Here is a 25912-nt window from a genome sequence, read left to right as displayed (position 1 = left end):
CTTGTTTCCTTCTAGCCCATGGGATTTTCGATGTCCGTCGACGTTGCTGTAGTAGGGGCCACCGGTCTGGTTGGCGAAGCGCTGGTCGAATTGCTGGAAGAGCTGGATTGCCCAGTGGCCGAGCTGCACCTGCTGGCCAGCGGCGAGTCCGCCGGCAAGAGCGTGCCCTTCCGTGGCCGCAACCTGCGGGTGCGCGAGCTGGACGGTTTCTCCTTCGCCCAGGTGAAGCTGGCGCTGTTCGCCACCTCGGCCGAGGTCGCCGGCGAGCACGCCGCGCGCGCCCTGGCCCAGGGTTGCACGGTGATCGACCTGAGCGGCAGCGTGGAAGGCGCCCTGGTGCTGCCGGCGCTGAACCCGGCGCGCCTGGACGAGCTCAGCTTCCCGGCGCTGCTGCGCGTACCCTGCGCCCCAGCTGCCGAGGTGGCCGAAGTGGTCGCCGCCCTGAGCGATTGCGTCGAACTGCAGGAACTGTCGCTGACCGCCTGCCTGTCCGCCTCGCAACTGGGCCGCGAAGGCGTGCAGGAGTTGGCCCGGCAGACCGCCGAGCTGCTCAACGCGCGCCCGGTGGAGCCGCGCCTCGTCGACCGTCAGTACGCCTTCAACCTGCTGGGCCTGGTCGGTGCGGCCGACGCCTCGGGCTACAGCGCCATCGAGCGGCGCCTGAATGCCGAGCTGAACGAACTGCTGCCGCAGCTGCAGGGCAGGGTGCAGGCGGACTGCCTGCTGGCCCCGGTGTTCTTCGGCGACGCCCTGAACCTCAACTTGCGCAGCGCCGTGCCGATAGCCTTGTCGGAAGTCCGGGCCGCTCTGGAGGCGGCCGAGGGCATCGAACTGGTCGAGGACGATTACCCGACGGTGATCGGCGATGCCCTGGGCCAGGATGCCATCCACGTCGGCCGGGTGCGTCAGGGTGCCGCCGGCCCTTGCAACCTCAATTTGTGGATTGCGTCTGATAATGTGCGAAAAGGCTTGGGACTGAATGCTGCGAACCTGGCTGCATTATTGATAAAACACTATCTGTAAAAGATACTTATCGAATATTTGAAGAAGCATTCTAGCTTGGCAATACTGGCTTGGACGGCCCTGGCGGGGGGATATCCCGGCGTTTTCGACGCCGGGCATAGCGGGCGCCAGGTGTTGTTCCGAAACGCTCGAATCCAGAAGAAAGCTGTTAAAACAAGGGATTAGATTATGGTCCGGCTTCGTAAACTGGTGCAGGCAATTGCGGCTGCTTCGGCGTTGACCACCGGCATGGCGCATGCGCTGGGGTTGGGAGACATCCACCTGCACTCGGCGCTGAACCAGCCGCTGAATGCCGATATCGAGGTGACGGACGTCCGCGACCTGACGGCCGGCGAGATCATTCCCAAGCTGGCTTCGCCGGAGGACTTCAGCAAGTCCGGCGTCGATCGCAACTTCTTCCTCACCGGGCTCAAGTTCACCGCGGTGGTCCAGCCCAACGGCAAGAGCGTCATCCATGTGACCTCCGACAAGCCGGTGCAGGAGCCCTACCTGAACTTCCTCGTGGAAGTGCTCTGGCCCAGCGGCCGGGTGCTTCGCGAATACACCGTGCTGCTCGACCCGCCGCTGTACTCGCCGCAGGTGGCTGCCGCCGCCGCGCCGCGTGCGCCGGTCGCCGCGCCCGCGCCCATCGCGCGCCAGCCGGTGGCGCCCGCCCCGGCCGCGCCCCGCGCCGTGGAGCCGGCCCCCGCGGCCAGCGCGCCGCGCCAGGCCCGCCTGGACGGTAACGAATACCGCACCGGTTCCCGCGACACCCTGTGGGAAATCGCCTCGCGCGCGCGTCCCGACGGCAGCGTGACCGTCAACCAGACCATGCTGGCGATCCAGGACCTCAACCCCGACGCCTTCCTCGACGGCAACATCAACCGCCTGAAGAGCGGCCAGGTGCTGCGCCTGCCCGATGCCGAGCAGATCCGCAGCCGCTCCGCGGGCGAGGCCGACGTGCAGGTGCGCGAGCAGCGCAGCGCCTGGCGCGAAGGCCGCAGCCTGGCCGGTTCCTCCCGCCAGCTGGACGCCACCCGCCGCGCCAATGCCGGCGCTGCGCCCGAGCAGGCCGAGAACAAGGACAACCTGCGTCTGGTCTCCGGCGAAGCCGGCAAGGCCAAGGGCTCCGACAAGGGCGCGAAGAACGGCAAGGCGCTTTCCGACAAGCTGGCCGTCACCCAGGAAAGCCTGGACAGCACCCGCCGCGAGAACGACGAACTGCAGAGCCGCATGACCGACCTGCAGAGCCAGTTGGACAAGCTGCAGAAGCTGATCGAGCTGAAGGACGCGCAACTGGCCAAGTTGCAGGGCGAGCTGGCGACTACGCCGCAGCCCGCCGCGCCGGGCTCCGCGCCCGCGGGACAGCCGCCGGCGCCTGGCGCCGAAGCTCCGGCCGCCCCGGCAGCGGCTCCGCAGCCCGATGCCACGCCTGCCGCCCCCGCTCAACCGGCCGCGCCGGCAGCCGCCAAGCCGGCCGAACCCAAACCGGCGGCGCCCAAGCCCGCTGCACCTGCACCGGCCGCCGAAAACGAGCCGGGGCTGATCGAGGAACTGCTGGCCAACCCGACGCTGCTGGCCGCCATCGGCGGCAGCCTGGTGCTGGTCCTGCTGCTGGTGCTGCTCCTGCTGCGCCGCCGCGCGGCCCAGGCCGAGGCCGCCAAGGTCGAGCCCGCCGTGGCCAGCCCGAGCGGAACGGACGAGCCGCTGGAACTGGCTGCCGGCGAATTCGACAGCCTGAGCCTGGAAGACGAGGACGCAGCCCCGGCAAGCGCGCCGGCCGCCGGTGAAAAGGTCGCCGCGCAGACCAGCGATCCGCTGGGCGAGGCCGACATCTACATCGCCTACGGCCGCTTCAACCAGGCCGCCGAGCTGCTGCAGGGCGCCATCTACGACGAACCGCAGCGCGCCGACCTGCGCCTGAAGCTGATGGAGGTCCTGGCCGAGATCGGCGACCGCGAAGGCTTCGCCCGCCAGGAAAACGAACTGCGCGAACTGGGCGGCGCCGAGCCGCAGGTGGAGCAGCTGAAGTCGCGCTACCCGGGCATGGTCGCGGCGGCTGCCGTGGCCGGCGGCCTGGCCGCGGCCGCAGCCAGCAGCGACGAGCTGGATCACTTCAGCCTCGATGACCTCGACCTGACCCACGACGGCGCTGCGCCCGCCGGCGAACCGGTCGCGCAGGCCGCCGGCGACCTGGACGACGCCTTCGACCTGGGCCTGGACGACCTGCAGCTCGACGACGAGGTGCCGCACGCCGCAGCCGAGCCGCAAGCCAAGGCCGACGAACTGTCGCTGGAAGACTTCGACCTCGAAGACGACCTGCGCCTGGACGAGCCCGCCGCGGTGGCCCAGCCGGCCCAATCGGCGAAGACGGACGACGACTTCGCCTTCGACCTCGACCTGGAAGACGACCTGGCCAAGGCCGCCCCCGCGGCGCCCACGGCCAGCGACGCGCTGGACGATTTCACCCTGGACCTGCCGGACGAGCCGGCGGCCCCCGCGGCCAAGGACGAGGACTTCCTCTTCGACCTGGGCGAGGAGGGCGCTGGGCTCGCCGCGAGCGCCGACGACGACTTCAGCTTCGACCTGGGCGCCGAGAGCGAGCCCGCGGCCAAGCCGGTCGAGGGCCTGGCGGACGACTTCGACCTGTCGCTGCCCGAAGAGGCTCCCCAGGAGCTGCCGGCCGACGACAGCTTCGCGGCCCAGCTGGACCAGGTCAGCGCCGAGCTGGACAAGCTCGCCAGCGACCTCGAGCAGCCGGCCAGCCCGGCGGCGGCGCTGGAGCCCGAGATCGAGCCGTCGCTGGACTCCGCGCTGGACGAGGGCGACATGGACGACGAGTTCGACTTCCTCTCCGGCGCCGACGAGGCCGCGACCAAGCTCGATCTGGCCCGTGCCTACATCGACATGGGCGACGCCGAGGGCGCGCGCGACATCCTCGACGAGGTCATCAGCGAAGGCAGCGACCAGCAGCAGCAGGAAGCCCGCGAGCTGCTCGAACGCCTGTCCTGAGCAGGTCGCAGGTAAAGCGATGGCAGCCTTCGGGCTGCCATCGTCGTTTCAGGGCGCGGACATTGCGCGCCTGGCGGCGCCGCGCCGATCGCGGCGCATCGCCCGGACGCGGCAATCCAGGCAGAATAGCCCGCTGAATTGCCTTTTCGGGATGGCCTGAGCAGTTGAACGAGTTCGAGAGCGCGGTGGGCGAGGTCGCCACCGCTGACGTCACCAGGATCGCCCTGGGCGTCGAATACAAGGGCGCGCGCTACCGCGGCTGGCAGCGCCAGGAGGACGGCGTGCCGTCGGTGCAGGGAGCGCTGGAGCGCGCCCTGTCCAAGGTGGCCGCCGAGCCGGTGAGCGTCATGTGCGCCGGGCGCACCGACGCCTCGGTGCACGGCAGTGGCCAGGTGGTGCACTTCGACACCCGCGTCGAGCGCCCGCTCAAGGCCTGGGTGATGGGCAGCAATGCCAACCTGCCGGCGGATATCAGCGTGACCTGGGCCAAGGTCATGCCGGCGGACTTCCATGCGCGTTTCTCGGCCGTGGCGCGGCGTTACCGCTACGTCATCTACAACGACCCGATCCGCCCCGCGCACATGGCCGAGGAAGTCACCTGGAACCACCGGCCGCTGGACGTCGAACGCATGCGCGCGGCGGCGCAAAAGCTGGTCGGCACCCACGACTTCACCTCGTTCCGCGCCGTGCAGTGCCAGGCCAAGTCGCCGATCAAGACGGTGCACCACCTGCAGGTGCTGGAGCATGGCCGCTTCATAGTGCTGGACGTGCGCGCCAACGCCTTCCTCCACCACATGGTGCGCAACTTCGCCGGGGTGTTGATGACGGTAGGGGCGGGCGAGCGGGAGCCGGAGTGGGTCGACGAGGTGCTGGCGGCGCGGGACCGCCGCGCCGGCGGCGTGACCGCGCACCCCTTCGGGCTCTACCTGGTGCGGGTGGAATACCCGGAAGCCTTCGAGCTGCCGCAGCGCTACCTGGGGCCACATTTCCTTTCATCTTTGCCCGATACGCTCGGCTGACGCTGTCCGGGGCATTTGCTACCATCGACGGATTGCTTTGAAGGAAGGTCGCCGCATCTTGTCCGCCGTTCGCATCAAAATCTGTGGCATTACCCGTGTCGAGGACGCCCTGGCCGCCGCCGAGGCGGGCGCCGACGCCATCGGCATGGTGTTCTACGCCAGGAGCCCGCGCGCGGTCAGCGTGCAGCAGGCGCGCGCCATAGTCGCGGCGCTGCCGCCCTTCGTCACTAGCGTGGGCCTGTTCGTCAATGCCAGCCGCTGCGAGATGGGGGAAATCCTCGATGCGGTGCCGCTGGACATGCTGCAGTTCCATGGCGACGAGCGCGCCGCGGACTGCGAGGGCTACCACAAGCCGTACCTGAAGGCGCTGCGGGTGAAGGCCGGCGACGACATCGCCGCCCAGGCCGCGCTTTATCCCGGCGCCGCCGGCATCCTGCTGGACACCTACGTCGAGGGCGTTCCCGGTGGAACCGGCGCGGCCTTCGACTGGTCCCTGATTCCCGAAGCCCTGCCGCGCCCGCTGGTGCTGGCCGGCGGCCTGAACGCCGACAACGCCGCCGCGGCGATCCGCCAGGTGCGCCCCTATGCCGTGGACGTCAGCGGCGGGGTGGAGGCGAGCAAGGGCATCAAGGACGCCGAGAAGATCCGCGCCTTCATCCGCCGCTGCCGCGAGGCGGATTCCCGGTGAGGTGCATGTGACGGCAGGCGGTCTGCCACCGTCATTAGGAGCTGTTGACGTTTTGTCATGCCAGCGCCGACCCCGTGTCGGCCTGGCGAAGGCGCCGCCCAGGGCGCGCCGCGATTTCGAGGGGCCGTGGCCGAGCCACGGCGCCGATGGTGATTTTTTCTGCTCACGGGCAGGCGCAAGGCTTCGGGCCGCTGAGCGCACTGTCCCCGCATTGGAGAACAGAGCATGAGCAACTGGCTGGTAGACAAGCTGATCCCTTCCATCATGCGTTCCGAGGCGAAGAAGAGCTCGGTACCGGAAGGCCTGTGGCACAAGTGCCCGTCCTGCGACGCCGTGCTGTATCGGCCGGAGCTGGAAAAGACCCTGGACGTCTGCCCCAAGTGCGACCACCACATGCGCATTGGCGCGCGCACCCGCCTGGACATCTTCCTCGACGAGGAAGGCCGCGAGGAGCTGGGCGCCGAGCTGGAGCCGGTGGACCGCCTGAAGTTCCGCGACACCAAGAAGTACAAGGACCGCCTGGCCGCCGCGCAGAAGGACACCGGCGAGAAGGACGCGCTGATCGCCATGAGCGGCAAGCTGCAGGGCCTGCCCGTCGTGGCCGCGGCCTTCGAGTTCTCGTTCATGGGCGGCTCCATGGGCTCCATCGTCGGTGAGCGCTTCGTGCGCGCCGCCAACTACGCCCTGGAGCACCGCTGCCCGATGATCTGCTTCTCCGCCTCCGGCGGCGCGCGCATGCAGGAAGCGCTGATCTCGCTGATGCAGATGGCCAAGACCTCCGCCGCCCTGGCGCGCCTGCGCGAGGAAGGCATCCCGTTCATCTCCGTGCTGACCGACCCGGTCTACGGCGGCGTTTCCGCGAGCCTGGCCATGCTCGGCGACGTGATCGTCGGCGAGCCCAAGGCCCTGGTCGGCTTCGCCGGCCCGCGGGTGATCGAGCAGACCGTGCGCGAGAAGCTGCCCGAAGGCTTCCAGCGCAGCGAGTTCCTCCTCGAACACGGCGCCATCGACATGATCGTGCACCGCGCGGAAATGCGCGACCGCCTGGCCAAGCTGCTGGCCAAGTTCACCAACACCCCCAGCACCGCCCTCGCAGGATGAGCCAGCGTTCCCTGGCCGACTGGCTCGGCTACCTCGAACAGCTGCATCCCTCGGCCATCGACATGGGCCTGGAGCGCTCCCGCGAGGTGGCCGTCCGCCTCGGCCTGGGGCGCCCCGCGCCGCGCGTGGTGACCGTCACCGGCACCAACGGCAAGGGCTCCACCTGCGCCTTCCTCGCCGAGCTGCTCGGCGAGCAGGGCCTGAAGGTCGGCGTGTACGCCTCGCCGCACCTGCTGCGCTACAACGAGCGCGTGCTCATCGAGGGCCGCGAGGCCAGCGATGAAGCGCTCTGCGAGGCCTTCGCCGCGGTCGAGGCGGCGCGCGGCGAAATCTCCCTGACCTATTTCGAGATGGGCACCCTGGCGGCCTTCTGGCTGTTCGAGCGCGCCGGTCTCGATGCGGTTGTGCTGGAAGTCGGCCTCGGTGGCCGCCTCGACGCGGTCAATCTGGTGGACGCCGACGTCGCCGTGGTCACCAGCATCGGCCTCGACCATGCCGAATGGCTGGGCGACAACCGCGACAGTGTGGCCTTCGAGAAGGCCGGCATCTTCCGCGCCGGCAAGCCGGCCGTGTGCGGCGACCTGGAACCGCCGCAGCCGCTACTGGACCAGGCCCGCGCCCTGGGCGCGCCGCTGCTGCTGCGCGGCCGCGACTTCGACCTGGCCATCGGCGAGCACGACTGGCACTGGCACGGCCGTGGCGCCGACGGCACCCCGCTGCGCCTGCACCACCTGAGCCTGCTCGACCTGCCCATGGAGAATGCCGCCCTGGCGCTGCAGGTCTATGCGCTGCTGGGCCTGCCGTGGCAGCCCGAGCGCCTGCTCGCGGCCCTGCTGCGGACCCGCGTGAGCGGCCGCCTGGACCGCCGCGTGGCGACCTGGCAGGGGCAGCCGCGCCACCTGCTGCTGGACGTCGGGCACAACCCCCATGCCGCCGACTACCTGGCCCGCCGCCTTGCCGCGCGGCCGCCGCAGGGCCGGCGCCTGGCGGTTTTCGGCCTGCTTTCGGACAAGGATCTGGACGGGGTGCTGGAACCCTTGCTCGGCTTGGTGCAGGATTGGGCGGTCGCCCCCTTGCCCACGCCGCGCTCGCGCCCGGCCGGCGAGCTGGCGGCAGCCTTGCTTGCGCGCGGCGCGCAGGCCAGCGTGCATGACGACATCGCCGCGGCGCTCGAGGCACAGTGCGCGCAGGCGTCGGCGGACGACGAGATCCTGGTGTTCGGCTCCTTCTACAGCGTGGCGGATGCCCTGAGCTGGCTGGACGGCAACCAGGACTGACAAGCGGTCAAGAAACGGGGGAGTGGCAATGGCTTTGCTGGATAAGGGGCTCAAGCAGCGGATCGTCGGTGCGCTGGTGTTGCTGGCGCTGGCGGTGATCTTCCTGCCGATGCTGTTCAGCCGCCAGGACGAGGTGCGCCAGGTGACGGTCGACGCCCCGGCGATGCCGAAGACGCCGGCCATGCCTGCGGTGGAAGTGCAGCCGACGCCGGTGCCCGAACCCCATGCTCCGGTGGCCGAAGCGCCGCAGGCCCCCGACGCTCAGCCCCAGGTCCAGGCGCCGGTGCCCAGTCCCGCGCCGACCACCGCGCCTTCCACGCCCATCGCCAGCCTGCCGCAAACGCCGGCCCAGCAGCCCGCCGCCTCGGCGCCGCGCCCTGCCCAGCAACCGGCCACGCCGCCGGCCCAGGCCAGCGCGCCCGCCGCGCCGGCCCAGCGCCTGGACGCCGACAAGCTGGCGGTGAGCTGGTCGGTGCAACTGGCCAGCCTGTCCAACCGCGCCCGCGCCGAGGAACTGCAGAAGAGCCTCCGCAGCCAGGGCTACAACGCCTACGTGCGCAGCTTCGACGGCATGAACCGGGTGTTCGTCGGGCCGGTGATCGAGCGCGCCGAGGCCGACCGCCTGAAGGAGCAGCTGAGCAAGCAGCAGAAGCTCAACGGCTTCGTGGTGCGCTTCCAGCCCGAACGCGGCTGACACCGATGAGCGGCTCCCGATGCATCGGGGGCTCCGCTAAACCCCGGGGCTCTGCTAAAATGCGGGGCCTTTTTCGTTTCTGGGCCGCAACGTGGCATTTACCTGGGTCGATTGGACGATGATCGGCATCATCGTCATTTCCAGCCTGATCAGTCTGAGCCGCGGCTTCGTCAAGGAAGCCCTGTCCCTGCTCACCTGGATTGTCGCGGGTGCGGTCGCCTGGATGTTCGGCGGCGCACTGGCCGAACGTCTCGCGCCTTACATCCAACTGCCGTCCGGCCGCGTCATCGCCGCCTGCGCGCTGCTTTTCGTGGTCACCCTGCTGCTGGGGGCGCTGGTCAATTTCCTCATCAGCGAACTGGTCCGGGTGACCGGCATGTCCGGCACCGACCGCGTGCTCGGCATGGCCTTCGGCGGCGCCCGCGGCGTGCTGCTGGTGGTGCTGCTGGTCGGCTTGCTGAGCCTGGCGCCGGTGCAACAGGACCCGTGGTGGCAGCAGTCGGTGCTGCTGCCGCACTTCCTGCTGGTCGCCGACTGGTCGAAGAACATCGTCCTCAACCTGGCCGGGCACTGGTTCGCCAGTGGCCAGCTGGCACCGCCGGTCGGGATGGGGAGTATGCTGCCCAGCCAGTGACGGCTGGGCCAGGGTGGCGCTGTGCGCCGCCCGACGCCGGCCCGGGTGGGGCGGCGGGAACGGAATTTTTTAGCCTGTAAACCAACTAGGGGTTGCGTCGCATGTGTGGCATCGTCGGTATCGTGGGCAAGTCGAACGTCAATCAGGCGTTGTATGACGCGCTCACCGTTCTCCAGCATCGCGGCCAGGACGCTGCCGGCATCGTCACCTGTCAGGACGACAGGCTCTACCTGCGCAAGGACAACGGCCTGGTCCGTGACGTCTTCCAGCAGCGCCACATGCAGCGCCTGGTGGGCAAGGTCGGCATCGGCCACGTGCGCTATCCGACCGCCGGCAGCTCCAGCTCCGCCGAGGCCCAGCCGTTCTACGTCAACTCGCCCTACGGCATCACCCTGGCGCACAACGGCAACCTGACCAACGTCGAGCAGCTGGCCAAGGAGATCTACGAATCCGACCTGCGCCACGTCAACACCAACTCCGACTCGGAAGTGCTGCTCAATGTCTTCGCCCATGAGCTGGCGGTGCGCAACAAGCTGCAGCCCACCGAGGAAGACGTCTTCGCCGCGGTGGCCGGCGTGCACGCCCGCTGCGTCGGCGGCTACGCCGTGGTGGCGATGATCACCGGCTACGGCATCGTCGGCTTCCGCGACCCCAACGCGATCCGCCCGATCGTCTTCGGCCAGCGCCACACCGAGAACGGCGTGGAATACATGATCGCCTCGGAAAGCGTGGCCCTGGACGTCCTCGGCTTCACCCTGATCCGCGACCTGGCGCCGGGCGAGGCGGTGTACATCACCGAGGAAGGCAAGCTGTTCACCCGCCAGTGCGCGGCCAACCCGAAATACTCGCCGTGCATCTTCGAGCACGTCTACCTGGCCCGCCCGGACTCGCTGATGGACGGCATCTCGGTGTACAAGGCGCGCCTGCGCATGGGCGAGAAGCTGGCCGAGAAGATCCTCCGCGAGCGCCCGGAGCACGACATCGACGTGGTCATCCCGATCCCCGACACCAGCCGCACCTCCGCCCTGGAGCTGGCCAACCGGCTGGGCGTGAAGTTCCGCGAAGGCTTCGTGAAGAACCGCTACATCGGCCGTACCTTCATCATGCCCGGCCAGGCCGCGCGCAAGAAGTCGGTGCGCCAGAAGCTCAACGCCATCGAGCTGGAATTCCGCGGCAAGAACGTGATGCTGGTGGACGACTCCATCGTCCGCGGCACCACCAGCAAGCAGATCATCCAGATGGCCCGCGAGGCCGGGGCGAAGAAGGTCTACTTCTGCTCCGCGGCGCCGGCCGTGCGCTACCCCAACGTCTACGGCATCGACATGCCGAGCGCCCACGAACTGATCGCCCATGACCGCAGCACCGAAGAGGTGTGCGAACTGCTCGGCGCCGACTGGCTGGTCTACCAGGACCTGTCGGACCTGATCGACGCGGTCGGCGGCGGCAAGATCAAGATCGAGCACTTCGACTGCGCGGTCTTCGACGGCCAGTACGTGACCGGCGACGTCAACGAAGCCTATCTGAACCGGATCGAGCAGGCGCGCAACGACGCGACCAAGGCCAAGGCCAACGCGGTCAGCGCCATCATCGATCTGTACAACGACTGAAGGAGAGCAGGGGATGGCACAGGAATGGGAAGCCGGTCGCCTGGACAGTGACCTGGAAGGCGCCGCCTTCGACACCCTGGCGGTACGCGCCGGGCAGCAACGCACCCCGGAGGCGGAGCACGGCGAAGCGCTGTTCCCCACCTCCAGCTACGTGTTCCGCAGCGCCGCCGACGCCGCCGCGCGCTTCGCCGGCGAAGTGCCGGGTAACGTCTACTCGCGCTACACCAACCCGACGGTGCGCACCTTCGAGGAGCGCATCGCCGCCCTGGAAGGCGCCGAGCAGGCGGTGGCCACCTCCACCGGCATGTCGGCCATCCTCTCGCTGGTGATGACCCACTGCAGCGCCGGCGACCACGTGCTGGTCTCGCGCAGCGTGTTCGGCTCGACCATCAGCCTGTTCGAGAAGTACTTCAAGCGCTTCGGCGTGCAGGTGGACTACCCGCCGCTGAGCGACCTGAAGGCCTGGGAAGCGGCGATCAAGCCGAACACCAAGCTGCTGTTCGTCGAGTCGCCGTCCAACCCCCTGGCCGAGCTGGTGGACATCGCCGCCCTGGCCGAGATCGCCCACGCCCACGGTGCGCTGCTGGCGGTGGACAACTGCTTCTGCACCCCGGCGCTGCAGCAACCGCTGAAACTCGGCGCGGACGTGGTGATCCACTCGGCGACCAAGTACATCGACGGCCAGGGCCGCAGCATGGGCGGCGTGGTCGCCGGCAGCCGCAAGCTGATGGAGGGCGTGGTCGGTTTCCTGCGCACCGCCGGTCCGACACTGAGCCCGTTCAACGCCTGGATCTTCCTCAAGGGCCTGGAAACCCTGCGCGTGCGCATGCAGGCGCATTGCGCCGCGGCCCAGGACGTGGCCGAGTGGCTGGAACAGCAGCCGGGCATCGAGCGCGTCTACTACGCCGGCCTGCCCAGCCACCCGCAGCACGAGCTGGCCAAGCGGCAGCAGAAGGGCTTCGGCGCGGTGGTCAGCTTCGAGGTGAAGGGCGACAAGGCCGCGGCCTGGCGCTTCATCGACGCCACCCGGATGATCTCCATCACCACCAACCTGGGTGACACCAAGACCACCATCGCCCACCCGGCGACCACCTCCCACGGCCGCCTGTCGCCGCAGGAGCGCGAGAACGCCGGCATCCGCGACAACCTGATCCGCGTCGCGGTGGGCCTGGAGGACGTCGACGACATCAAGAAGGACCTGGCACGAGGCCTGGCGGCACTGTGAGCGACCTGGCAGCGATCATCGGCAACGGCAAGGTCGCGCTGGTCACCGGCGCGGCGCGGGGCATCGGCCTGGGGATCGGCGCCTGGCTGATCGCAGAGGGCTGGCAGGTGGTGCTGGTCGACCAGGACCGCGAGCGCGGCGCCAAGGTCGCCGAGGCGCTGGGCGACAAGGCCTGGTTCATCGCCCTGGACGTATCCCAGGAAAGCCAGGTGGCGCAGACCGTGGCCGAGGTGCTCGGGCAGTTCGGCCGCCTCGACGCTCTGGTGTGCAACGCAGCCATCGCCCGCCCGGGCGTCACGTCGCTGGAGAGCCTGACGCTCAACGAGTGGAACCGCACCCTGGCGGTGAACCTCAGCGGCCCGATGCTGCTGGCCAAGCACTGCGCGCCCTACCTGCGGGCGCACCAGGGCAGCATCGTCAACATCGCCTCGACCCGCGCGCACCAGTCCGAGCGCAGCTCCGAAGCCTACGCGGCGAGCAAGGGCGGCATCCTCGCCCTGACCCACGCGCTGGCCATGAGCCTGGGCCCGGAAATCCGCGTCAACGCGGTCAGCCCCGGCTGGATCGACGCCCGCGACCTCCACGAGCGCCAGGCGGCGCCGCTCACCGAGCTGGACCACGACCAGCACCCGGTCGGCCGTGTCGGCACGGTGGAAGACGTCGCCGCGCTGGTGGCCTGGCTGCTGGGCGACAACGCCGGCTTCGTCACCGGCCAGGAGTTCGTCGTCGACGGCGGCATGACGCGCAAGATGATCTATCTCGACTGAGGTCGGGGGGGGGCTCCGTGACCGTCCCCGAAGCGCGCCTGGGATCGAGGTCAAACGGCGGATAACGCCGTAGGCGTTATGCGCCCTACGCCAAGGTCGAGCCTGGCGTAGGGCGAATAACCGTTCGCGGTTATCCGCCGTTACACCAGACTCATGCCCGGCGTCGCGGTCGGGCTCGAAGCGCCCGGAAAGCAGTGCTCCGTGACCGTCTCCGAAGCGCGCCTGGGATCGAGGTCAAACGGCGGATAACGCCGTAGGCGTTATGCGCCCTACGCCAAGGTCGAGCCTGGCGTAGGGCGAATAACCGTTCGCGGTTATCCGCCGTTACACCAGACTCATGCCCGGCGTCGCGGTCGGGCTCGAAGCGCCCGGCAAGCAGTGCTCCGTGACCGTCTCCGAAGCGCGCCTGGGATCGAGGTCAAACGGCGGATAACGCCGTAGGCGTTATGCGCCCTACGCCAAGGTCGAGTCTGGCGTAGGGCGAATAACCGTTCGCGGTTATCCGCCGTTTCACAGAGCTTATGCCCGGCGTCGCGGTCGGGCTCGAAGCGCCCGGAAAGCAGTGCTTCGTGACCGTCTCCGAAGCGCGCCTGGGATCGAGGTCAAGCGGCGGATAACTCCGTAGGCGTTATGCGCCCTACGCCAAGGTCGAGCCTGGCGTAGGGCGAATAACCGTTCGCGGTTATCCGCCGTTACACCAGGCTCATGCCCGGCGTCGCGGTCGAGCTCGACGCACCCGGAAAGCGGATGCTCGCAGCGGCGCGCTACACCCAACCCCAAAGGCAGCTGGCTTCCCGCGTTCCCCCAAAGCACGAAATTTCAAAAAAAATCCAATCAGGGCATTGACTTAGGAAATGCCGCCGGTAGAATGCGCCCCACTTCGAGACGAAGGGTGATTAGCTCAGCTGGGAGAGCATCTGCCTTACAAGCAGAGGGTCGGCGGTTCGATCCCGTCATCACCCACCATCTCGCAAGTTACGCGCAGCGGTAGTTCAGTCGGTTAGAATACCGGCCTGTCACGCCGGGGGTCGCGGGTTCGAGTCCCGTCCGCTGCGCCATCTTCCCCCTCCTGGAGTTCATCCCCCCGAACTCGCCGCCACGTAGAGTCAAAGCTCCGTAGCGACAGGCAGGATGGAAGGCCGTAACCCCCTTGGACGCAAGCCCAGCCGACGCGCAGCGGTAGTTCAGTCGGTTAGAATACCGGCCTGTCACGCCGGGGGTCGCGGGTTCGAGTCCCGTCCGCTGCGCCATCTTCCCCCTCCTGGAGTTCATCACCCCGAACTCGCCGCCACGTAGAGTCAAAGCTCCGTAGCGACAGGCAGGATGGAAGGCCGTAACACCCTTGGACGCAAGTCCAGCCGACGCGCAGCGGTAGTTCAGTCGGTTAGAATACCGGCCTGTCACGCCGGGGGTCGCGGGTTCGAGTCCCGTCCGCTGCGCCATTTTACAAGCCCTCAGGCAGCCATGCCTGGGGGCTTTTTCATTGCGCCGGGAAAGGCCGGCGGTCATGCGCCATTCATCCGCGCCGGCTAGGCTGCATCCATGACCTTGTCGAACGCGATGGGAGGCAGCCATGGACGACTACCAGGAAGAACTGCTCGAAGAACACCGCGCCGAGTGCGATTCGCCGGAGCCGGCGGACGACGCCACCGAGATGTGATCAGCCGGCCTGCCGCTGCGCGCGGCGGTATTCCCCCGGCGGCTGGCCGCTCCAGCGCTTGAAGGCGCGCTGGAAGGCCTCGGCCGAGGCGAAGCCGAGCAGGTAGGCGATCTCGCCGAAGGCCAGGTCGGTGTCGCGGATGTAGATCATCGCCAGGTCGCGGCGCGTCTCGTTGAGGATGCTGCGGAACTGGGTGCCTTCCTCGGCCAGCTTGCGGCGCAGCGTCCAGGTCGGCAGCTTGAGGCGCGCGGCGACCTCCTCCAGGTCCGGCTCGCGGCCGTTGAGCAGCGGCCCCAGCAGTTGCACCACGCGCTCGCGCAGGGTGCGCGTGCGGGTGCGCAGCTCCAGTTCCTTCTCGCAGATTTCCTGCATCTGCCGCCAGGTGCTGGGGCAGTGCTCGCGGTTGCCCAGGGCCAGGCTGGCCTGGTCCAGGCGCAGGCGGTTGGCGCCGGCGGCGAATTCCACCGGGCAGCCGAAGAATTCCTCGTAGCGGGCCGCATAGTCCGGCGCCGGGTACTCGATCTCCACCCGGAGCGGGCGCAGCGGCTGCCCGGCGATGCGCGCCAGGTAGCTGAGCCAGCCGGCCAGCACCGAATCCACCACGAAGCGGTTGTAGGCGTTGTACGGGCTGATGGAATAGAAGCTCAGCCAGGCGCCGCCGGCGTCCTCGGCCAGGCTGGAGCGGCCGCGGTAATTCTGCGCGTAGAGCGGTTCGAAGCGGATCAGCGCGCGACTGGCGGCGCGCAGGTCGGGGGCTAGGGCGGCTGTGACGCCGGGCAGGCCGAGTTGCTGGATGCGGCTGAACTGGCCCATGCGCAGGCCCAGGGCGGGGTCGCCGCTGAGCTGGATGGCCGCGTGGCCCAGGCGCATGTAGCGCGGGATCGACAGGCGCCCGCCGGGTTCGGCGAAGCGCGCTGCGTCCAGCCCGTACTGCAGCAGCAGCGGCTGCGCCGGCACGCCGCGATCTTCCAGGGCGTCGGCCAGGCCGTGGACGAAGCCTATGGAGAGGTCGCCCAGCCGCATGCCCGGTTGCTTCATGGTCACAGCCAGAGGTTGATCAGGCGCGCGCCGGGGCCGTCCTCGGCGAGCTGCTGGCCGCCACGGTCGACCACCAGGCCGGGGCCGGAGCTGCCCAGATCCCACAGCTGCCCGCGGAGGAACACCGCGATGCCGGCCTGGGCGCCGCTGGCGGTCAGGCGCCCGCCGAGGGCCAGCTGTTGCCAGGCCTGGCCTTCGCTCAGCTCGCCGGGCTTGAGCTGCACGTCGGAAGGCGTGCGCGCGCCGTTGTAGCCGCGCCAGGGCTGCTGCCACTGGCCGTTGCCGGTGAGGAAGGCGGGCACCGCCAGCAGCTCGACCTTTTCCGAGGCCAGCACCGCGTAGTTGATCGGGTACCAGCTGTCGGCGCAGATCAGCACGCCCAGGCGCCCGGCCGGCGTGTCCAGCACCTGCAGGTTGTCGCTGTGGCCGGCGCGGATGAAGGGCTTCTCGTCGTCGATGGGGAAGACCTTGCGCTGCGGCTGGCCCAGCGGCCTGCCGTCGCTGCCGAACACCAGGCTGGCGTTGTACAGGCTGCCGTTGCCGGTGACCAGCACGCCGTCCTCCACCTTGGGGTTGGGCAGGACGATGGAGCCGGCCACCAGGGTGACGCCGAACTGCCGGGCCAGGCCGCCGAACAGCGTCTGGTAGTCGTGGGCCATGTCCACCGCCTTCATGCGGAACAGGGCGTCGGTGAAGCGGTCGCGGCCCTTGGCGATGAGCCAGCCGCGGGCCAGCTTCACCGGGTTGCTGACGGCCATCCACTGCATGGCCTCGGTCAGGTGCCGGGCCTGGTAGACCTCGGGCTTCTCGCCGGCGGCCACCAGCCAGGTGCCGATGTGCTCGGGGAACACCACTACCGTGCGCGGGCCGAGCAGGCCCTCGCTGCGGGCCTTCTCCAGGTAGGCCGCGAGCTTCAGGCGCAGGCGCTCGACGTTCTGGTAGTCGGGGGCGTAGAGCTCGGGCTGCACGCCCAGCAGGTTGCCACGTTCGGAAGGCGCGCCCTGGTTGAGCACCACCTGGCTGCGCAGGTCGGACAGGTAGTGGCCCACCGGGCGGCGCTCGGCCCAGCCGGCGTAGGCGGCGAAGAGGGTGACCAGGATGAGGAATGTCAGCTTGCGCATGCGGGGCTCCGGGACTGGCCGTCAGGGTAGGGGAGCGGCGCCGGCTTGCCAAGCGCTGCTGTCATCTTCGATCAGTAAGTTGTCATTTCCGGTCATTGAGCGCGCCCGGGGCGCTGCTTAGAGTCTGCCCCATACCGACCGTGGCCCGTCCGAGGCCCCGGCACCATGCCCGATGTGGAGGAATCATGACCGCCGCCCGCTACCCGCACCTGCTCGCGCCCCTGGACCTGGGCTTCACCACCCTGCGCAACCGCACCCTGATGGGCTCGATGCACACCGGCCTGGAAGAGAAGCCCAACGGCTTCGAACGCATGGCCGCCTATTTCGCCGAGCGCGCCCGCGGCGGCGTCGGCCTGATGGTCACCGGCGGCATCGGCCCGAACGAGGAAGGCGGCGTGTACGCCGGCGCGGCCAAGCTGACCACCGCCGAGGAGGCTGAGAAGCACAAGATCGTTACCCAGGCGGTGCACGAGGCCGGCGGCAAGATCTGCATGCAGATCCTCCACGCCGGGCGCTATGCCTACAGCCCGAAATCCGTGGCGCCCAGCGCCATCCAGGCGCCGATCAACCCGTTCAAGCCGCGCGAGCTGGACGAGGAGGGCATCCAGAAGCAGATCCAGGACTTCGTCACCTGCTCGGCCCTGGCCCAGCAGGCCGGCTACGACGGCGTCGAGATCATGGGTTCGGAAGGCTACTTCATCAACCAGTTCCTGGTCGCCCACACCAACCAGCGCACCGACCGCTGGGGCGGCAGCTACGAGAACCGCATGCGCCTGCCGGTGGAGATCGTCCGCCGCGTGCGCGAGGCGGTGGGGCCGAACTTCATCATCATCTACCGCCTGTCGATGCTCGACCTCGTGGAAGGCGGCAGCACCTGGGACGAGATCGTCCTGCTGGCCAAGGCCATCGAGCAGGCCGGCGCCACCCTGATCAACACCGGCATCGGCTGGCACGAGGCGCGCATCCCGACCATCGCCACCAAGGTGCCGCGCGCGGCCTTCACCAAGGTCACCGCCAAGCTGCGCGGCGAGGTGGGCATTCCGCTGGTCACCACCAACCGCATCAACACACCGGAAGTGGCCGAGCAGGTGCTGGCCGAGGGCGACGCCGACATGGTCTCCATGGCCCGGCCGTTCCTCGCCGACCCGGACTTCGTCAACAAGGCCGCCGAAGGCCGCAGCGATGAGATCAACACCTGCATCGGCTGCAACCAGGCCTGCCTGGACCACACCTTCGGCGGCAAGCTGACCAGTTGCCTGGTCAACCCGCGCGCCTGCCACGAGACCGAGCTGAACTACATCCCCACCACCCACGTGAAGAAGATCGCCGTGGTCGGCGCCGGCCCGGCCGGCCTGGCCGCCGCCACCGTGGCCGCCGAGCGTGGCCACCAGGTGACGCTGTTCGACGCCGCCGGCGAGATCGGCGGACAGTTCAACGTGGCCAAACGCGTGCCGGGCAAGGAAGAGTTCTACGAGACCCTGCGCTACTTCAAGCGCAAGCTGGAGACCACCGGCGTCGACCTGCGCCTGAACACCCGCGTGTCGGTCGACGACCTGGCCAGGGGCGGCTTCGACGAGATCCTCCTGGCCACCGGCATCGTCCCGCGCACCCCGGCCATCCCCGGCATCGACAGCCCGAAGGTGATCAGCTACCTGGACGCCATCCTCGAGCGCAAGCCGGTGGGGCAGAAAGTGGCGGTGATCGGCGCCGGCGGCATCGGCTTCGACGTCTCCGAGTACGTCACCCACGACGGCGAATCCACCAGCCTGGATCGCCATGCCTTCTGGAAGGAGTGGGGCATCGACGAGAACCTGGAAGCCCGCGGCGGCGTCGCCGGCATCCAGCCGCACCCGCATGCCGCGGCGCGCCAGGTGTTCCTGCTGCAGCGCAAGAAGTCCAAGGTCGGCGACGGCCTGGGCAAGACCACCGGCTGGATTCACCGCACCGGGCTGAAGAACAAGCGGGTGCAGATGCTCAACAGCGTGGAGTACCTCAAGGTCGACGACGCCGGGCTGCACATCCGCATCGCCGAGGGCGAGCCGCAGGTGCTGCCGGTGGATACCGTGATCGTCTGCGCCGGCCAGGAGCCGCTGCGCGAGCTGCACGACGGCCTGGTCGCCGCCGGGCAGAAGGTGCACCTGATCGGCGGCGCCGACGTGGCCGCCGAACTGGATGCCAAGCGCGCCATCAACCAGGGCTCGCGCCTGGCCGCCGAACTCTGATCCCTGGCCTTTGCCGCCCGGATGCGCCGTCCGGGCGGCAAAGGGCGGAGCCCGTCACAGTTTTCTGTCTGTCGTACGTCGCCTTCTTACAGCCAGCCGAGTGACTGCCAACCCAGTCACATCGCCTGCGTCACTATTTCCCCTAGACTTGCCCCGGCAGCGGTGCGTTCGAAGCCCGGCTGCCGGCCCCTCTGCGGGCCCAACCCTGTTCGCGACAGTCCAGAGGTCCCGTCATGAGCCTGCAGAAAAAGCCTCAGATGGTCGAGGCCGTGGCCTTCTTCGATGAGCGAGGCATCTGCAAGCAGATGCTCTATCCCGAATTCGAGGCCCTGCTCGACAACGTCGTGCAGATGCACGAGTTCGCCGACCGGCAGATGCGCCTGGCCTATGTGCTGATCAACGGGCGCCTGCAGGTCAAGGCGGCGGTGTTCTTCTACCTGGATTTCGACGAGAACGGCGAGGCCGACCGCGGCTGGAACCTGCCGCTGCGCCAGCTCGCCGACCGCGCCGGGCGCGGCCCGGACATGGGCGCCGGGCCGATCCGCCTGGCCTGCCGCAGCCAGTGCCCGGTGTCCTGGCACCAGATGCACCTGTGGGACCCGAGCCTGGTGACGGGCAACAACCACCTGGTGATGCTGCGCGACGCGATCCGGCGCAACCACCTTGGCCTGCTGGTCGAGGAGGAGCCCGTCGCCGTCGAGCCGCAGCGCCTGAAGGTGGCCGCCGAGCACCAGTGGTACGCGACGCCGGCGCAGGACCCGCAGGAGCAGGCCGAGAAGCTGGCCCAGGCGATGCTGGAAGAACACCGGCAGAAGACCGCCGAGCTGCTCGGCCAGCAAGCCTCGCGCCTGTCCAGCCTGAGCCAGCAGCACGAGCAGGAGCTGCAACGCCTGCGCCTGGGCGCCGAGGAACAGGTCAAGGTGCTGCAGGCCGAACTGGCCGCGCTGCGCGAGGGGCTCAAGCGCGAGGAAGAAATCAATGCCGGCCTGCGCCGCGAGCTGGATGAGCGGGTGGACGGCTTCCAGCGCGGTCGCGAGGAGCTGACCGCGCAACTGCGCAGCATCGAGCAGCAGGGGCGCGCGGAGCTGGAGGAACTGCGCACGCAGTTCGAGGGCGAGGCCGATGCGAAGGTCGCGGCGGTTATCGCCCAGTACAAGGAACAGCTGGCGCTGCGCGATGCCGAGCTGAGCTACCGCAACGAACTGGACCGCCAGCTGCAGCAGGACAACGAGGCCCTGCGCCGCGAGCTGGCTGCCCAGGCGGCGCGGGCGCAGAGCGATGCGCTGCTGGAGAAGCTGACCTCGCTCGGGGTGATCTTCGTGGTCTATCATCCCGGCGCTGGGCACCTGACCATTCCGCTGCAGGACATCCCGCGCTACCAGAAAAACCCCATGGCCTATGCCGCCGCCAAATGCTTCGTCTCCGAAGCCCAGTATTGCCAGTGGCTGGCCCACTACCAGCAGCCGACCTGCGACGGCCGCCTGTCCAACGGCGAACGTTGCGCGCTGCCGGTCGACCGCGTGGATACCCCGGGCCGCTTCGTCGACGGCGACAGTAACTGCTGCGCCCGGCACAAGACCAGCGGCGGCCTGCGTGGCGTGACCGCGGGCTAGGTGGCTGCCCTGCGATTCCCCGAGTGGCGCCCGCTTCCCCCGTTGCAACCGGTGCGCCTCGACTGGCTGGAACAAGCTGGCGTCGAGCTGGCGCTGTTGCGCCTGGACCTGGTCGACGAGCGGGTGTCCGGCAACAAGTGGTTCAAGCTGGCGCCCTACCTGCGCCAGGCCGCCGAACAGGGCCTGGAAGGCCTGATCAGCCTGGGCGGCGCCCATTCCAACCACCTGCACGCCCTGGCCGCCGCCGGCCAGCGCTTCGGCTTCGCCACCGTCGGCCTGCTGCGCGGAAACGAACAGGACACGCCCACGGTGCGCGACCTGCGCGCCTGGGGCATGCAACTGCACTGGCTCGGCTACGCCGGCTACCGCGAGCGCCATGCCGAAGGCTTCTGGGCGCCCTGGCGCGAACGCTACCCGCGCCTGCTGGCGGTGGACGAGGGCGGCGGCGGTTTGCCCGGCGCGCTGGGTTGCGCGCCGTTGGTGGAACAGTTGGGTGAGCAATTGCCGGGCATCGGCTGGAGCGGCTACGACCAGCTCTGGGCCGCCTGCGGTACCGGCACCACCCTGGCTGGGCTGGTGCTGGGCGAGCAGGGCGCGCACCCGCTGATCGGCGCCCTGGCGGTGCCGCCTGGCCATGGCGTGGAAGCCATTCTGCCGCGGCTGCTGGCCGAGGCGGGGCATGAAGACGCCGGTTATCGTCTGCTGGACGCCAGCCGCGGCGGTTTCGGCAGGGTGGATGCCGGGCTGGTGCGCTTCATGGCCGATTTCGAGGCGGCCACTGGCGTGCCGCTGGAGCCGCTGTACACCGGCAAGCTGCTGCTGGCCCTGCACGACGAGGTAAGCGCCGGGCGGGTACCCCGCGGCAGCCGCCTGGTCGCCGTGCACAGCGGCGGCCTGCAGGGGCGGAGGGCGATGGAAGAGCGTTTGCGGCGATTGTCATAGGGTATTCGTTTGCGCCAGTTGGATAGATCGGCGCGGATCGCGGATAAGATCCGCTCCTACGACCCACCCACGTCATTCGCGCGCCCTGCGCGCGAAATCGCGGGCAGGGCCCGCTCCTACAGGTATATGCCGTACTCCACGGCGAACACGTAGGGCACGGTTGTAGGCGCGACTGTCTTGCCGACCGCGCCGAGATGCTCTTCGTAGGATGGGTTGAGCTTGCGAAACCCATGCTGCCATGGCGATGGGTATCGCTTCGCTCAACCCATCCTACGGAACCACCCCGCCGCTCCGGGCAGCCATCAGTGGGAATAGCCGTTATGCACCCGCGGCCACTGGTCGCCGACCAGGAACAGCCGTTCGGCTTCGCACCATTCCCCCTGTTGTTCCTCCAGGCGCACCAGCAACTGCGGGAAGGCATCCGCCGGCAACTGCGCCAGCCAGGCGTCGAAGCGCTCCGGCGCCCAGCTCTGCTCGGCGGTCTTGCGCGCCGGAGCCAGCCATTCGCTGCGTGGCAGCGGCTGCCAGCGCCCCGTGCCCTGGGCGCGGTACAGCGGCCAGTGACTGCGGTGCAGCCAGGAGCCGCTCAGGTGTTCGGGGTTGGCGCCCTCCGGCGCCGCGCACTCGCCGGGCCAGGGGTAGAACAGGTAGCCGCCCAGCCAGAGCGCGGCTTGCACCGGGGCGCTGCTGAATCCGGCGATCAGGGCGCGGCCGTGCGCAGTGGAGGAGAGCGGTAGCTGGTGCTCGCGCAGGTGGCGCAGCTTGTTCGCCAGGCGGTCTTCGGCGCCGGGGCCGAGCCAGTCTTCCGGGCCTTCGCGGCTGGGGCCCAGGTAGAGCTTGATGGCCAGCTCCAGGTGGTGCAGGCCGTCGTCGTCCTCCAGCAGCAGGTCCAGCTCGCCCAGGGTGTGGCCGTTGTCGCGCACCGCCAGGTTGGCGCCGAGCAGGCGCAGGTCCGGAGCCTGTTGCAGGGCGAACTGCCAGAGGCGTTCGTAGTAGCGGCCCAGGCGTTGTTGCGGCGAACGCTGCAGCCAGGCTTGCAGCGCTTCGCTGTGCCTTTCCTGTTCGCGCAGCCAGCCGCCCAGAAGCTCCGGCTCGGCCAGCCAGCGGCTCGCTGCCAGCGGATGACGCAGGGGCAGGGCGCCAGCATCCAGCAGGGGTTCGCCGAGCAGCGTCCAGGCGAGGTCGCGTACCGCGGGTTGGCGCAGTTCGGCTAGCAGCTCAGCGAGCAGGTAGGCGGTCGACTTCATCCGTGCAGCCTAGCCGAACGCCCGCGCTGGTGCGCGGGTTTGCCGCTGTTCGGGGGTTTCCCCCATAATTCCGGGCACTACCCGCTCGCACCCGCCGCCTGGAGTCTCATGGAATCCTTTCGCAACATCGGCATCATCGGCCGCCTCGGCAGCACCCAGGTGCTGGAAACCATCCGCCGGCTGAAGCGCTTCCTGACCGAGCGGCACCTGCACGTGATCCTCGAGGACACCATCGCCGAAGTGCTGCCCGGCCACGGCCTGCAGACCTGCTCGCGGAAGATCATGGGCGAGATCTGCGACCTGGTCATCGTCGTCGGCGGCGACGGCAGCATGCTCGGCGCGGCGCGCGCGCTGGCCCGGCACAAGGTGCCGGTGCTGGGCATCAACCGCGGCAGCCTGGGCTTCCTCACCGACATCCGCCCGGACGAGCTGGAAGCCAAGGTGGACGAGGTGCTCGGCGGCCAGTACATCGTCGAAAGCCGCTTCCTGCTCGACGCCCAGGTGCGCCGCCACGGCGAATCCATCGGCCAGGGCGACGCGCTCAACGACGTGGTGCTGCACCCCGGCAAGTCGACGCGGATGATCGAGTTCGAACTGCACATCGACGGCCAGTTCGTCTGCAGCCAGAAGGCCGACGGCCTGATCGTCGCCACGCCCACCGGCTCCACCGCCTACTCGCTGTCCGCCGGCGGGCCGATCATGCATCCGAAGCTGGACGCCATCGTCATAGTGCCGATGTACCCGCACACCCTGTCCAGCCGGCCGATCGTGGTCGACGGCAACAGCGAGCTGAAGATAGTGGTGTCGCCGAACATGCAGATCTACCCGCAGGTCTCCTGCGACGGGCAGAACCACTTCACCTGCGCGCCGGGCGACATGGTCACGGTGAGCAAGAAGCCGCAGAAGCTGCGCCTGATCCACCCGATCGACCACAACTACTACGAGGTCTGCCGGACCAAGCTCGGCTGGGGCAGCCGGCTGGGGAGCAGCGAGTGAGCGAACTCGACCCGGGCCGTGGCTACGACCTGATCGGCGATGTCCACGGCTGCGCACACACCCTCGACCGCCTGCTGGAGCGGCTGGGCTACCAGTTGCACGGCGGCGTCTGGCGCCACCCGCGGCGCCAGGCGCTGTTCCTCGGCGACATCGTCGACCGCGGCCCGCGCATCCGCGAGGCCCTGCACCGGGTGCACGACATGGTCGCCGCCGGCGAGGCCCTGTGCATCATGGGCAACCACGAGTACAACCTGCTCGGCTGGTCCACCCCGGCGGCGCCGGGCAGCGGCCGCCAGTACCTGCGCGAGCACACCCCGCGGCACGCGCGGCTGATCCAGGAAACCCTCGACCAGTTCGAGGGCCACCCCGGCGACTGGCGCGACTTCCTCGGCTGGTTCCGGCGCCTGCCGCTGTTCCTCGACGCCGGGCGCTTCCGCATGGTCCACGCCTGCTGGGACAACGAGCTGATCGATTCGCTGCGCCGGCAGTTCCCCGACGGGCGCATCGACGAGGCCTTCCTGCAGTCCTCCGCCGAGCACGGCAGCTTCGCCTACCAGGTGTGCAACCGCCTGCTGCGCGGCACCGACATGCGCCTGCCCAACGGCATGACCCTGACCGGCAGCGACGGCTTCACCCGTGCGTTCTTCCGCACCAAGTTCTGGGAAGAGGACCGCGAGCCGGAGACCTACGGCGACATCGTCTTCCAGCCCGATGCGCTGCCCGACGAGGTGGCCGCCGAGCGCCTGAGCGCCGAGCAGAAGTCCAGCCTGCTGAGCTACGGCGCCGACGAGCCGTTGCTGTTCGTCGGCCACTACTGGCGTCGCGGCACGCCGGCGCCGATCCGCCCGAACCTGGCCTGCCTGGACTACAGCGCGGTCATGTACGGCAAGCTGGTGGCCTACCGGCTGGACCAGGAAACGCGCCTGCAGCGCGACAAGTTCGTCTGGGTGGACGTGAAGCGTCCGGGAGAGGATGAGTGAGCGCGGTAGTGGCCATGCGCCTGCCCCTGGCGGCGGACCTCGCCGGTTTCGTCGGCCTGCTGCAACGCCTGAACCTGCCCTTCCGGGTCAGCGAGGAGGCCGGCGAACAGGTGCTCTGGGTGCCGGACGAAAGCCTGGCCGAGCAGGTGCGCGACCTCTACCGGCGCTACCCGCAGGGCGACCCCGAGCTGGCTTCCAATAACTTGCCGCAGCGCCGCGGCCCGGGCTTCCTGGCCCAGGTGCGGGCCAGCAAGGTGACCGCCGCGGTGCTGCTGGTGACCTTCGTGGTCGCCGCCCTGACCCTGCTCGGCGGCAACCCGGACACCCTGCGCTGGTTCACCTTCCAGGACTTCCAACTGGTCGGCAGCGACCGGGTGCTGTTCCAGCCGCTGGCCGAGGGCCTGGCGGCGGGGCAGTGGTGGCGCCTGTTCACGCCCATGCTGATCCACTTCGGCTGGCTGCACCTGGCGATGAACGCCATGTGGTACTGGGAACTGGGCCGGCGCATCGAATACCGCCAGGGCGGCGTCATGCTGCTGGGCCTGAGCCTGGGCTTCGGCCTGGTGTCCAACGTCGTGCAGTACCTGGCTTCCGGGCCGAGCCTGTTCGGCGGCCTGTCCGGCGTGCTCTACGGCCTGCTCGGGCACTGCTGGATATTCCAGCTGCTGGCGCCGACCCCGGCCTACCGCCTGCCGAAGGGCGTGGTGGCGATGATGCTGATCTGGCTGCTGGTGTGCCTGTCCGGCGTCATCGACCTGCTGGGCTTCGGCTCCATCGCCAACGGCGCCCACGTCGGCGGGCTGGCGATCGGCTGCCTGACCGGCGCGCTGGGCGGCATGCTGGCGCGCGGGCGCCAGGCCTGATCCTTGGCGCCGTAGGATGGCGTTGAGCGAAGCGATACCCATCGCCGCAACATCCAATTCATCACCGGCACCAGGGTTATCGGTTTCCCGCATGACCGCGAGCAGGCCGGCGGCCACGGCCAACCGGCGTATAACGCGGAGCGTCATACGCCCTACGTCCATGCCACCGTTTGACCTCTGTTCGTGCGCCAGGCCGCCCGGCCC

General features: G+C 69.1%; 20 protein-coding genes and 4 tRNA genes. 21 read left to right on the top strand and 3 right to left on the bottom strand.

Going from position 1 to position 25912, the window contains the following annotated elements; translation table 11 throughout:
- Positions 1-30: 30 nt before the first annotated feature.
- The 15 genes from FG99_RS04090 (at position 31) to FG99_RS04020 (ending at position 14468) form a co-directional block, all read left to right on the top strand.
- Positions 31-1023 carry an aspartate-semialdehyde dehydrogenase gene (locus tag FG99_RS04090; RefSeq protein WP_081884559.1) on the top strand — a complete coding sequence of 331 codons (993 nt, stop codon included), beginning with the start codon at positions 31-33 and terminating at the stop codon, positions 1021-1023.
- A 168-nt stretch (positions 1024-1191) separates the two neighbouring features.
- Positions 1192-4014 carry a motility hub landmark protein FimV gene (locus tag FG99_RS04085; RefSeq protein WP_043267475.1) on the top strand — a complete coding sequence of 941 codons (2823 nt, stop codon included), beginning with the start codon at positions 1192-1194 and terminating at the stop codon, positions 4012-4014.
- A gap of 164 nt (positions 4015-4178) precedes the next feature.
- Entirely contained in the window at positions 4179-5033 is an 855-nt protein-coding gene (truA, locus tag FG99_RS04080; protein ID WP_024128268.1) for a tRNA pseudouridine(38-40) synthase TruA, read from the top strand.
- Between the two features lie 58 nt (positions 5034-5091).
- A complete protein-coding gene (locus FG99_RS04075) occupies positions 5092-5721 on the top strand; it encodes a phosphoribosylanthranilate isomerase (RefSeq protein WP_043267473.1) in 630 nt (209 codons plus the stop codon).
- A 225-nt stretch (positions 5722-5946) separates the two neighbouring features.
- Complete coding sequence (gene accD / locus FG99_RS04070; RefSeq protein WP_009621059.1) at positions 5947-6822, top strand: acetyl-CoA carboxylase, carboxyltransferase subunit beta; 876 nt, start codon at positions 5947-5949, stop codon at positions 6820-6822.
- On the top strand, positions 6819-8099 hold the full coding sequence (folC, locus tag FG99_RS04065) for a bifunctional tetrahydrofolate synthase/dihydrofolate synthase (RefSeq protein WP_043267471.1): 1281 nt from the start codon (positions 6819-6821) through the stop codon (positions 8097-8099). Before accD ends, folC begins: the two co-directional genes overlap by 4 nt.
- A 28-nt stretch (positions 8100-8127) precedes the next feature.
- Positions 8128-8793, top strand: coding sequence for an SPOR domain-containing protein (locus tag FG99_RS04060; RefSeq protein WP_043267469.1), 666 nt, complete (start codon positions 8128-8130; stop codon positions 8791-8793).
- A gap of 91 nt (positions 8794-8884) precedes the next feature.
- Positions 8885-9427, top strand: a complete 543-nt coding sequence (locus FG99_RS04055; protein WP_099049040.1) for a CvpA family protein — start codon at positions 8885-8887, stop codon at positions 9425-9427.
- A 101-nt stretch (positions 9428-9528) separates the two neighbouring features.
- Complete coding sequence (purF, locus tag FG99_RS04050; protein ID WP_043267465.1) at positions 9529-11034, top strand: amidophosphoribosyltransferase; 1506 nt, start codon at positions 9529-9531, stop codon at positions 11032-11034.
- 13 nt (positions 11035-11047) lie between these two features.
- On the top strand, positions 11048-12259 hold the full coding sequence (locus FG99_RS04045; RefSeq protein WP_043267464.1) for an O-succinylhomoserine sulfhydrylase: 1212 nt from the start codon (positions 11048-11050) through the stop codon (positions 12257-12259).
- A gap of 5 nt (positions 12260-12264) precedes the next feature.
- Positions 12265-13026, top strand: a complete 762-nt coding sequence (locus tag FG99_RS04040) for an SDR family oxidoreductase (protein ID WP_141766111.1) — start codon at positions 12265-12267, stop codon at positions 13024-13026.
- 890 nt (positions 13027-13916) lie between these two features.
- Positions 13917-13992 (top strand) — tRNA-Val (locus FG99_RS04035).
- A 15-nt stretch (positions 13993-14007) separates the two neighbouring features.
- Positions 14008-14084: transfer RNA gene (locus FG99_RS04030), tRNA-Asp, on the top strand.
- 115 nt (positions 14085-14199) lie between these two features.
- Positions 14200-14276 (top strand) — tRNA-Asp (locus tag FG99_RS04025).
- A gap of 115 nt (positions 14277-14391) precedes the next feature.
- A tRNA-Asp gene (locus FG99_RS04020) sits at positions 14392-14468 on the top strand.
- Positions 14469-14686: 218 nt separating this feature from the next.
- Here the strand turns inward: FG99_RS04020 and FG99_RS04015 are convergent.
- Positions 14687-15724 (bottom strand): AraC family transcriptional regulator, encoded by a 1038-nt coding sequence (locus FG99_RS04015; protein ID WP_009621073.1) that lies wholly within the window; start codon positions 15722-15724, stop codon positions 14687-14689.
- Between the two features lie 2 nt (positions 15725-15726).
- Positions 15727-16845 (bottom strand): carbon-nitrogen hydrolase family protein, encoded by a 1119-nt coding sequence (locus tag FG99_RS04010; RefSeq protein WP_043267461.1) that lies wholly within the window; start codon positions 16843-16845, stop codon positions 15727-15729.
- A gap of 185 nt (positions 16846-17030) precedes the next feature.
- On the opposite strand from FG99_RS04010, the gene FG99_RS04005 reads away from it, so the two are divergent.
- The 3 genes from FG99_RS04005 to FG99_RS03995 all read left to right on the top strand — a co-directional run bounded on the left by FG99_RS04005 (position 17031) and on the right by FG99_RS03995 (position 21622).
- Entirely contained in the window at positions 17031-19067 is a 2037-nt protein-coding gene (locus FG99_RS04005; RefSeq protein ID WP_043267459.1) for an NADPH-dependent 2,4-dienoyl-CoA reductase, read from the top strand.
- A 233-nt stretch (positions 19068-19300) separates the two neighbouring features.
- Positions 19301-20680: a chromosome partitioning protein ParA gene (locus FG99_RS04000; protein WP_043267457.1), complete on the top strand. Its 1380-nt coding sequence runs from the start codon at positions 19301-19303 to the stop codon at positions 20678-20680.
- A gap of 42 nt (positions 20681-20722) precedes the next feature.
- Positions 20723-21622 (top strand): 1-aminocyclopropane-1-carboxylate deaminase/D-cysteine desulfhydrase, encoded by a 900-nt coding sequence (locus tag FG99_RS03995; protein ID WP_081884558.1) that lies wholly within the window; start codon positions 20723-20725, stop codon positions 21620-21622.
- Between the two features lie 302 nt (positions 21623-21924).
- Here FG99_RS03995 and FG99_RS03990 read toward each other — a convergent pair whose 3' ends face one another.
- Entirely contained in the window at positions 21925-22869 is a 945-nt protein-coding gene (locus FG99_RS03990) for a DUF1853 family protein (protein WP_043267455.1), read from the bottom strand.
- A gap of 108 nt (positions 22870-22977) precedes the next feature.
- Between FG99_RS03990 and FG99_RS03985 the strand changes: the two genes are divergently transcribed.
- The 3 genes from FG99_RS03985 to FG99_RS03975 are packed head-to-tail and all read left to right on the top strand — an operon-like array spanning position 22978 to position 25708.
- Positions 22978-23865 (top strand): NAD(+) kinase, encoded by an 888-nt coding sequence (locus FG99_RS03985; RefSeq protein ID WP_043267454.1) that lies wholly within the window; start codon positions 22978-22980, stop codon positions 23863-23865.
- The gene (locus FG99_RS03980; protein ID WP_009621082.1) at positions 23862-24845 is read left to right on the top strand and encodes a metallophosphoesterase; all 984 of its coding nucleotides are present in this window, start codon (positions 23862-23864) and stop codon (positions 24843-24845) included. The genes FG99_RS03985 and FG99_RS03980 overlap by 4 nt, the downstream gene beginning before the upstream one ends.
- The gene (locus FG99_RS03975; RefSeq protein WP_043267452.1) at positions 24842-25708 is read left to right on the top strand and encodes a rhomboid family intramembrane serine protease; all 867 of its coding nucleotides are present in this window, start codon (positions 24842-24844) and stop codon (positions 25706-25708) included. The genes FG99_RS03980 and FG99_RS03975 overlap by 4 nt, the downstream gene beginning before the upstream one ends.
- Positions 25709-25912: the final 204 nt, after the last annotated feature.

The organism is Pseudomonas sp. AAC, from assembly GCF_000725445.1.
In the GTDB taxonomy this organism is placed as follows: Bacteria; Pseudomonadota; Gammaproteobacteria; order Pseudomonadales; family Pseudomonadaceae; genus Pseudomonas; species Pseudomonas citronellolis.
Note: the sequence above shows the minus strand (reverse complement) of the source record. Positions and strands in the feature narration are given on the sequence as shown.

What these genes read in the sequence shown, in the direction of transcription:
- FG99_RS04090 (WP_081884559.1), top strand. Translation starts at nt 31, where the DNA reads ATGTCCGTCGACGTTGCTGTAGTAGGGGCCACCGGTCTGGTTGGCGAA.
- FG99_RS04085 (WP_043267475.1), top strand. Translation starts at nt 1,192, where the DNA reads ATGGTCCGGCTTCGTAAACTGGTGCAGGCAATTGCGGCTGCTTCGGCG.
- accD (WP_009621059.1), top strand. Translation starts at nt 5,947, where the DNA reads ATGAGCAACTGGCTGGTAGACAAGCTGATCCCTTCCATCATGCGTTCC.
- folC (WP_043267471.1), top strand. Translation starts at nt 6,819, where the DNA reads ATGAGCCAGCGTTCCCTGGCCGACTGGCTCGGCTACCTCGAACAGCTG.
- FG99_RS04060 (WP_043267469.1), top strand. Translation starts at nt 8,128, where the DNA reads ATGGCTTTGCTGGATAAGGGGCTCAAGCAGCGGATCGTCGGTGCGCTG.
- purF (WP_043267465.1), top strand. Translation starts at nt 9,529, where the DNA reads ATGTGTGGCATCGTCGGTATCGTGGGCAAGTCGAACGTCAATCAGGCG.
- FG99_RS04045 (WP_043267464.1), top strand. Translation starts at nt 11,048, where the DNA reads ATGGCACAGGAATGGGAAGCCGGTCGCCTGGACAGTGACCTGGAAGGC.
- FG99_RS04015 (WP_009621073.1), bottom strand. Translation starts at nt 15,724, where the DNA reads ATGAAGCAACCGGGCATGCGGCTGGGCGACCTCTCCATAGGCTTCGTC.
- FG99_RS04010 (WP_043267461.1), bottom strand. Translation starts at nt 16,845, where the DNA reads ATGCGCAAGCTGACATTCCTCATCCTGGTCACCCTCTTCGCCGCCTAC.
- FG99_RS04005 (WP_043267459.1), top strand. Translation starts at nt 17,031, where the DNA reads ATGACCGCCGCCCGCTACCCGCACCTGCTCGCGCCCCTGGACCTGGGC.
- FG99_RS04000 (WP_043267457.1), top strand. Translation starts at nt 19,301, where the DNA reads ATGAGCCTGCAGAAAAAGCCTCAGATGGTCGAGGCCGTGGCCTTCTTC.
- FG99_RS03990 (WP_043267455.1), bottom strand. Translation starts at nt 22,869, where the DNA reads ATGAAGTCGACCGCCTACCTGCTCGCTGAGCTGCTAGCCGAACTGCGC.
- FG99_RS03985 (WP_043267454.1), top strand. Translation starts at nt 22,978, where the DNA reads ATGGAATCCTTTCGCAACATCGGCATCATCGGCCGCCTCGGCAGCACC.